The following is a 6,929-nucleotide window of genomic DNA, read 5'->3' as shown; positions in this document are numbered from 1 at the left end:
ACCTCCAAGACCATCGTCGCCGTCAACAAGGACCCCGAAGCCCCCATCTTCGACCTCGTCGACTACGGCATCGTCGGCGACCTCTTCACCGTCCTGCCGCAGGTCACCGCGCAGGCCAAGGGCTGACACCCCCTGCAACACCGGAAGGGCCCGGTCGGCGACTGCCGACCGGGCCCTTCCGCATGCCTGGCGGGCGCTCAGCCCAGGCTGGCCTCGATGTCCCGGACCACCCGCCACATCGGGGTGGACTTCCGGGTGATCACGATCACCACGTCCTCGTCCTCCTCGGCCGCGCCGCCGCCCGCGGGACGCTCCCCGGACCAGGCGTCGGTGACGTACGCGAGGGCGTGGTCCATCTCGGTGGCGGCGTCGCCCTGGCCGTCGGCGCGCAGCCAGGAGCGCAGCGCGTGGTTGTGGGCGGCGACCACGGCGGCGGCGATCACGTCGGCCCGCAGCGTGCCGTCCCGGCGGGCGGAGAAGCGGTCCCGCAGGTAGTCGGCGAGGGTGCGCTCGTAGCGCCAGACCACCGACAGCTCGTAGGTGCGCAGGCCCGGGACCTGCTTGGTGAGGCGGTAGCGCTGGACCGAGAAGGTGGGGTTCTCGGCATACATCCGCAGCACCAGCCGGGCGGCGTCGCAGACCCGGACCACCGGGTCGTCGCCGTCCTCGCTGGCCTGCAGGAAGGCCGTCATGTCGGCGAGGCACTTCTCGTGGTCGGGGAAGACCACGTCCTCCTTGGAGGGGAAGTACCGGAAGAAGGAGCGCCGGCCGACGCCCGCCAGCGAGACGATGTCGTCGATGGTGGTCTGCTCGTAGCCGCGCTCCAGGAAGAGCCGGAACGCCGCCGCGATCAGCGAGTCCCGCATGGCGGGCTTGGCCGCCCCGTTCGCGGCCTTCTGGTCGGCGTGCTGCGCCTGCGACTCGGTCATGCTGCCGAACTTAGCAGGGAAGCGGCCGGAACGGCACTCGGTGCGCCGCGAGCGGGGCACCGAGTGCACATCCGGGAGGGGGTCAGCTGGTCTGGATCGCGGTGTCGTCGATCACGAAGCTGGTCTGCAGCGAGGAGTCCTCCACGCCGTTGAACTTCACCGTGACGCTCTGCCCGGCGTAGGCCGACAGGTCGACCGTCTTCTGGGCGTAGCCGGTGTTCTTGTTGAGGTTGGAGTAAGTGGCCACCGAGGTGCCGTTGGCCGTGACGGTCAGCTTGTCGTACGCGGTGGAGGTGGTGGTCTCCGCGGTGTCGATGTGCAGCCAGAAGCTGAGCGACGCCTTGCAGCCGGCCGGGATCGAGACGGTCTGCGACGCCGAGTCGGTGTGGGCGGAGCCGTAGCCGTTCATCCAGGCCTTCCAGGAGCCGCCGTGGGCGGCCTGCGAGGCGCTGTTGTCGACCACGCCGCTGGTGGTGGTCCACGGGGCGGCGGTGCCGGTCTCGAAGCCGGCGTTGCCGAGCAGCTGGGCCGGGGTGCAGGTGCCCTGCGAGGTGGTGACGGTCCAGCTGAAGGTGGCGGAGGCGGTCCGGTTGCCGGCGTCCTTCACGGTGACGGTGACGTTCGAGCTGCCCGCGGTGGTGACGGTGCCGCTGATCAGGCCGGTGGAGGCGTTGATCGACAGTCCGGCCGGCAGGCCGGTGGCCGAGTAGGTCAGCGGGGCGGTGCCGCCGCTCGCCTGGATCTGCAGGTTCACCGCGCCGTTGACCGCGGTGGACTGGTTGCCCGGGCTGGTGACCGTGGGGGCGGTCCCGGCGGGCTTGGTGAGCAGGCAGCCGCTGACGTTGAGGTCGATCGCCCGCCCGGCGCCGAGGCAGGTGGTGAACCAGTAGGTCTCCTGGCCGTAGCTCTGGCCCTTGGTGGCGGTGGTGGTGCCGTCCGCCGCGACCTCGCACGGGTTGTTGAGGGTGCACATCGCGCCGTCGTCGTTGCCCGTGTTGTTGATGCCGACCACGCGCTTGGTGGCGGCGTCGACGATCGGCGAGCCCGAGGTGCCGTGGGTGGTGTTGCAGCCGGAGCTGTAACGGAGCGAGTCGCGCCAGGTCCACTGGTCCTCGCGCAGGGTCGGCACGAAGCCGTTGACCGAGCAGTTCCAGACCTGCTTCCAGTACCCGGACGGGATGAACATCGAGGAGCCGTCGACCGGGTGGGCGTCGTTGATGGTCAGCGCGGTGGCGCCGAACTTGCTGGTGATCGAGGCGAAGGTGTCGGTCAGCTGGTAGAGCGCCACGTCGGTGCCGGTCATCGTCGCGTACAGCACCTTGTCCGCGTTGACGGTGCCGAGCGAGCTGCCGGCGCCGTTCAGCAGCGTGCCGCTGCGGCTGGCGGTCTGGTTCTGGATCACCTGTCCGGCACTGGGCATGGTCGGCAGGCAGTGGCCGTTGGTCAGCATCATCGCCCGGTCGGTGTCCACCGAGGACGGGTAACGCACCAGCGAGGCCGAGCAGTTGCTCAGCGCGATGGTGGAGGTCAGGTCGTTCGCCTGGACGGCCTGCGCGGGTGCGGCGGCGGTCAGCGTGCCCGCGACGGCCGCGACGGTGCCCACCGCCGCAGCAAGTGCCTTGAACATGGCTCTCCTTGTGGGGGACGCCGGGTGCGCGACGGTTTCGGGCACCCGACCGCACGAAGCTGCCATGGTCACTTCAATACGGTCAAGAGGGCGGACGCGGCAATGCCTGAGCAGGTGTCAGAAATTGCATGTGGCATGGCCTTTTCAAGCACGGGTGCTTGCTGTCACGCTGCGAGGTGGCTCACCGGGTACCCCCACATCCCTCTGAGAGGATCCGATGACACACAGCCTCGGGCGCCTCGCCCGCCGCTGCTCGACGGCGCTCACCACCGCGCTGATCCTGACCGCCGCCGGCGCCGGCCTCACCGCCGCCCCCGCCACCGCCGCGGACTGCACCCCCGCCCAGGTCATCGCCAACGGCGGCTTCGAGAGCGGTACTTCACCCTGGACCGCGTCCAGCGGCGTGGTCGACAACAGCACCTCGCAGGCCGCCCACAGCGGCTCCTGGAAGGCCTGGCTGGACGGCTACGGCTCCAGCCACACCGACACCCTCACCCAGAGCGTCACGCTGCCGGCCGGCTGCACCACCGCCTCGCTCTCCTTCTGGCTGCACGTCGACACCGCGGAGACCACCACCTCCACCGCGTACGACAAGCTGACCGCCAAGATCGGCACCACCACCCTGGCGACGTACTCCAACCTGGACAAGGCCGCCGGCTACCTGAAGAAGACCTTCGACGTCTCCGGCTACGCCGGACAGACCGTCACCCTCTCCTTCACCGGCGTCGAGGACTCCGGCCAGCAGACCAGCTTCGTCCTCGACGACCTCGCCCTCGACGTCTCCGGCGGCGGCACCACGCCCCCGCCCACCACCGACGCGATCCGCACCCCCGCCGCCCCCGCGTACACCGTCAGCCTCACCAGCGACGCCTCCGGCGCCAACTGGAGCGGCCACGAGAGCGTCGGCTTCACCAACGCCTCCACCGCGCCGCTCACCGAGGTGTACCTGCGGCTGTGGGACAACTACCACGGCACCTGCCCGACCACCCCGATCACGGTCAGCAACGTCACCGGCGGCACCGCGGGCCCGCTCGGCGTGAACTGCACCGCCCTCAAGGTCACCCTGCCCGCCCCGCTCGCCCAGGGCCAGAGCGGCACCGTCGGCTTCGACCTCGCCATCGCGGTGCCCAGCGGCGCCGACCGGTTCGGCCACGACGGCGCCTACAACTTCATCGGCAACGCGCTGCCGGTCCTGGCGATCCGCGACGCCGCCGGCTGGCACCTCGACCCGTACACCAACAACGGCGAGTCCTTCTACTCGCTCGCCGCCGACTACGCGGTCACCCTCGACCACCCCAGCAGCCTCCAGGTGCCCGCCACCGGCACCTCCGTCGACACCCCCGGCAGCTCCGGACGCACCGTCACCAAGGCCACCGCGAGCAAGGTCCGCGACTTCGCCTGGGCCGCCGGGCCGTTCACCAAGATCTCCGGCAGCTCCACCGCCGGCGTCGCGCTGAACGTCTACTCCGTCAGCGGGATCAGCTCCACCGACGCGCAGTCCATGCTCTCCACCGCCAAGTCCGCGATGGACGCGCACGCCGCCCGGTTCGGGGCCTTCCCCTACCAGGAGGTCGACACCGTCCTCGACAACAACTTCTGGTTCGGCGGCATGGAGTACCCCGGCTTCGTCCTCGACCTGGTCTCCACCACCGCGCTCACCCACGAACTCGCCCACCAGTGGTGGTACGGCATCGTCGGCGACGACGAGTACGCGAGCCCGTGGCTCGACGAGTCCTTCACCGACTACGCCACCGACCTCGCCCTCGGCAAGACCGGCACCAACTGCTGGAACTCCACCAGTTGGGCCTCCAGCGCCGAGAAGCTCACCAACTCCATGGCGTACTGGGACGCCCACTCCAACCGGTACTCCACCGTCGTCTACGGCTACGGCAAGTGCGCCCTGCACGACCTGCGCCGCCTGATCGGCGACACCGCCATGGCCGACCTGCTGCGCACCTACGCCCAGTCCCACTGGTACGGCGTCTCCACCACGGCCGAGTTCAAGGCCGCGGCCCAGGCCGCCACCAGCACCGACCTCACCGCCTTCTGGACCCAGCACCGCATCGAGGGCTGAGCCCCCTCACACCCGCGCCGCGACGGCGAAGCACGAGAACCACTCGCCGTCGCGGCGCGGGAGCGCCACCCCGGCGTGTCAACGGCGGTAGACGGCCTCGGGGAGGCCGTCCGGATCGCCCTCCCGCCAGGTGGTGAGCTGCCCGTCGAACGGGCCGACCTTGGTCACCGCGCGCCCGCCCCGGAAGACCAGTTGCAGCCCGTGCTCGACCTCCCACGCGCACTCGCACTCCACCGAGACGTACACCGGCCCATCGTCGTCCCGCTCGAGCGTCGCGTACCCGCCCGGCCGTACGTGCGCCAGGACGTCCTGCGGCCCGGCGATCTCGACCAGGTCCCCGTACTGCCCGAGCTCCGCCCTGGTGTCCAGGTAGTACGCGAAGATCGGCGGCGCCGCGGCGCGCAGCACCGCGGCGTCCAGCGCGAGGAAGGCGGCCGCGGCCGCGTGGAAGTCCTCCGGGGCGTCGTCGCCGTCGTAGCCGACGGCCACCAGCGCGAGGGGCAGGCCGCCGAGCACCGGTACGGGCGTCGGCTCGCTGCGGTAGCCCTCGTAGTCGGGGTCGAGGGTCACGGGGCCGAGGCCGGGGATCTCCATCGGCCCACTGTACGTGCGGGACGGCACCGGTCCCCCGGCGGGTGCCGTCCCGGTCCGGGCTCTCCCGGTCAGGCGCGGGCGGCGGCCTTGCGGCGGGCGCCGACGATCCATGCCGCGACCAGCACCACCGCGGCGGCGACCAGCGAGAGGACCATCTGCTCGCGGCCGTCCGCGGTGGTGAACATGTAGCCCAGCACGAAGACGACCAGGCCGATGGTGACCCAGGTCAGGTACGGGTACAGCCACATCCGCACGGTCAGCTTCTCGGGCGCCTCTCGCTCCAGGATCCGCCGCATCCGCAGCTGCGAGACGCAGATCACCAGCCAGACGAAGAGCGCCACCGCGCCGGAGGAGTTCAGCAGGAAGCTGAACACGGTCTTCGGCGAGGTGTAGTTGAAGAACACCGCGACGAAGCCGAAGACCACCGAGGCGAGGATCGCGGTGCGCGGCACCCCGCGCCGGGTGACCCGGGCGAAGGCCCTGGGCGCGTCGCCGCGGGTGCCGAGCGAGAAGGCCATCCGGGAGGCGGTGTACATCCCGGAGTTCAGGCAGGAGAGCACGGCGGTGAGGACGATGAAGTCCATCAGCGGTGCGGCGCCGGGCAGGCCGACGTGCTTCAGCACGGCGACGTACGGGCTGGACGAGACGTCGGCGGAGTCCCAGGGCAGCAGGGTGACCACGATCAGGATGGAGCCCAGGTAGAAGACGCCGATCCGCCAGATCACGCTGTTGGTGGCCTTGCTGACCGCGCGGGCCGGGTCGGCGGACTCGCCGGCCGCCAGGGTGACGATCTCGCTGCCCATGAAGGCGAAGACCACGGTCAGCATGCCGGTGAAGACCGCGCCGACGCCGTGCGGCAGGAAGCCGCCGTGGTGCAGCAGGTTGTCGGTGCCGACCGCGTGCGTCCCGGGCAGCACGCCGAACACGGCGAGCGCGCCGACCACCAGGAAGGCCGCGATCGCGACCACCTTGATGCCGGCGAACCAGAACTCGAACTCGCCGTAGGAGGCGACCGAGAACAGGTTGGTGGCGGTCAGCACGGCCATCACGATCAGCGCGAAGGCCCACTGCGGGACGCCGGGCACCCAGCCGTGCAGGATCTTCGCGCCGGCGGTCGCCTCGACGGCGAGCACCACGACCCAGAAGAACCAGTACAGCCAGCCGATGGTGAAGCCGGCCCAGCGGCCGAGCGCCCGGTCGGCGTAGGCCGAGAACGAGCCGGACTGCGGGTCGGCGGCGGCCATCTCGCCGAGCATCCGCATCACCAGGACCACCAGCGCGCCGGCCAGGGTGTAGGAGAGCAGGATGCCCGGGCCGGTGGCGGCGATGCCCGCGCCGGAGCCGACGAACAGGCCGGCGCCGATCACGCCGCCGATCGCGATCATGGACAGGTGGCGGTTCTTCAGGCCGGCCTTGAGGTGCTCGGGGCCGGGGGCCGCGGCCGGGGTGCCCGGCGGGGCCTGGGGGGTCTGGGTGGTCACGGGGTCTCTGCTGCCTCTCTGCGCGTGCGGAGGGTGGTGACGCGCAATGCGAGGGAAGCTAATCTCCCGGCCTTCGATTCGTAACCCCTACCCGAAAGTCTCCCCGGAAACTTGAGGTTCCTCTGAGAAAACAGCGGCGGGGGGGGGGGGGGGGGGCCCCCCCCCCCCCCCCCCCCCCCCCCCCGCGGGGGGGGGGGGGGGGGGGGGGGGGGGGGGGGCGGGGT

4 protein-coding genes and 3 pseudogenes are annotated in these 6,929 nt (G+C 71.1%); 2 read left to right on the top strand and 5 right to left on the bottom strand.

Annotated elements, in window-relative coordinates; all coding sequences use genetic code 11:
- A pseudogene (locus tag ACGFX4_RS41165) lies at positions 1–126 on the top strand (electron transfer flavoprotein subunit alpha/FixB family protein); the annotation flags it as partial.
- A gap of 71 nt (positions 127–197) precedes the next feature.
- Here the strand turns inward: ACGFX4_RS41165 and ACGFX4_RS41160 are convergent.
- From ACGFX4_RS41160 to ACGFX4_RS41150, 3 genes and pseudogenes are all read right to left on the bottom strand, one after another.
- On the bottom strand, positions 198–866 hold the full coding sequence (locus tag ACGFX4_RS41160; protein ID WP_393086335.1) for a TetR family transcriptional regulator: 669 nt from the start codon (positions 864–866) through the stop codon (positions 198–200).
- 145 nt (positions 867–1,011) lie between these two features.
- Positions 1,012–1,740, bottom strand: a pseudogene (locus tag ACGFX4_RS41155) (putative Ig domain-containing protein); the annotation flags it as partial.
- 201 nt (positions 1,741–1,941) lie between these two features.
- Positions 1,942–2,379 (bottom strand): annotated as a pseudogene (locus ACGFX4_RS41150) (trypsin-like peptidase domain-containing protein); the annotation flags it as partial.
- A gap of 394 nt (positions 2,380–2,773) precedes the next feature.
- On the opposite strand from ACGFX4_RS41150, the gene ACGFX4_RS41145 reads away from it, so the two are divergent.
- On the top strand, positions 2,774–4,630 hold the full coding sequence (locus ACGFX4_RS41145; protein ID WP_393086333.1) for a M1 family aminopeptidase: 1,857 nt from the start codon (positions 2,774–2,776) through the stop codon (positions 4,628–4,630).
- Positions 4,631–4,708: 78 nt separating this feature from the next.
- On the opposite strand, the gene ACGFX4_RS41140 is transcribed toward ACGFX4_RS41145, so the two are convergent.
- Both ACGFX4_RS41140 and ACGFX4_RS41135 read right to left on the bottom strand, forming a co-directional pair.
- Positions 4,709–5,224 (bottom strand): DUF6985 domain-containing protein, encoded by a 516-nt coding sequence (locus ACGFX4_RS41140; RefSeq protein ID WP_393086331.1) that lies wholly within the window; start codon positions 5,222–5,224, stop codon positions 4,709–4,711.
- A gap of 68 nt (positions 5,225–5,292) precedes the next feature.
- Positions 5,293–6,705: an amino acid permease gene (locus tag ACGFX4_RS41135; protein ID WP_393086329.1), complete on the bottom strand. Its 1,413-nt coding sequence runs from the start codon at positions 6,703–6,705 to the stop codon at positions 5,293–5,295.
- Between the last annotated feature and the right edge of the window lie 224 nt (positions 6,706–6,929).

The sequence above is a fragment of the Kitasatospora sp. NPDC048365 genome (assembly GCF_043200835.1).
In the GTDB taxonomy this organism is placed as follows: Bacteria; Actinomycetota; Actinomycetes; order Streptomycetales; family Streptomycetaceae; genus Kitasatospora; species Kitasatospora terrestris.
The sequence above is the reverse complement of the archived record's forward strand: the minus strand, read 5'-3'. Positions and strand labels throughout refer to the sequence as shown.

What these genes read in the sequence shown, in the direction of transcription:
- ACGFX4_RS41160 (WP_393086335.1), bottom strand. Translation starts at nt 866, where the DNA reads ATGCGGGACTCGCTGATCGCGGCGGCGTTCCGGCTCTTCCTGGAGCGC.
- ACGFX4_RS41145 (WP_393086333.1), top strand. Translation starts at nt 2,774, where the DNA reads ATGACACACAGCCTCGGGCGCCTCGCCCGCCGCTGCTCGACGGCGCTC.
- ACGFX4_RS41140 (WP_393086331.1), bottom strand. Translation starts at nt 5,224, where the DNA reads ATGGAGATCCCCGGCCTCGGCCCCGTGACCCTCGACCCCGACTACGAG.